Annotated in this window: 1 protein-coding gene; it reads left to right on the top strand. The window is 65.3% G+C overall.

Annotated elements, in window-relative coordinates; all coding sequences use genetic code 11:
- On the top strand, positions 1–855 hold an 855-nt coding region (locus AC1D00_RS43375; RefSeq protein WP_477014962.1), incomplete at both ends, for a lyase family protein.

An 855-nucleotide genomic window follows, 5' to 3' on the forward strand; every position in this document is an offset into this window, starting at 1 on the left:
CCAGGAGGCGTTCTTCGCCAAGGGCAGGGAGTTCGATCGCGTGCTGAAGATGGGCCGTACGCATCTTCAGGACGCCGTGCCGATGTCGCTCGGCGCTGAATTCCGCGGCTGGGGCACCACCATGGGCGAGGAGGTCGATCGTATCTCCGAGGCGCGGGCGCTGCTGCGCGAGATCAATCTCGGCGCAACCGCGATCGGCACCTCCGTCACCGCTGCGCAGGGTTATCCCAAGCTCGCCGTCCGGCATCTGAGCGCGCTGACCGGCGTCGACTTCATTCTCGCCGGCGACCTCGTCGAGGCGACCTCGGACACCGGCGCCTATGTGCAGCTCTCCGGCGTGCTCAAGCGCACCGCAAGCAAGCTCACCAAGATCTGCAACGACATCCGGTTGCTGGCTTCGGGCCCGCGCGCCGGCTTCAACGAGATCAACCTGCCGCAGCTCCAGCCGGGCTCCTCGATCATGCCGGGCAAGGTCAATCCCGTGATCCCCGAGGTCGTCAACCAGACCAGCTTCCTCGTCATCGGGCTCGACACCACGGTGACGCTCGCCGCTTCCGCCGGCCAGCTCCAGCTCAACGTGATGGAGCCGGTGATCTCGTTCGCGCTGTTCTTCTCGATCCGCACCATGGAGCGCGCGGTCAACAGCCTGCGCGAGAACTGTGTCGTCGGCATCACCGCCAATGAGGACCACACCCGCAACATGGTGCTGAACTCGCTCGGCATTGTGACCGTGCTGAAGCCGCTGCTCGGCTACAAGCAATGCGCCGAGATCGCGCGCGAAGGCTACAAGAGCGGCAAGTCGCTGCACCAGATCGTGGTGGTCGAGCGCAAGCTGCTGACGCAGGACAAGTGGGA

The organism is Bradyrhizobium sp. P2_E8, assembly GCF_056403875.1.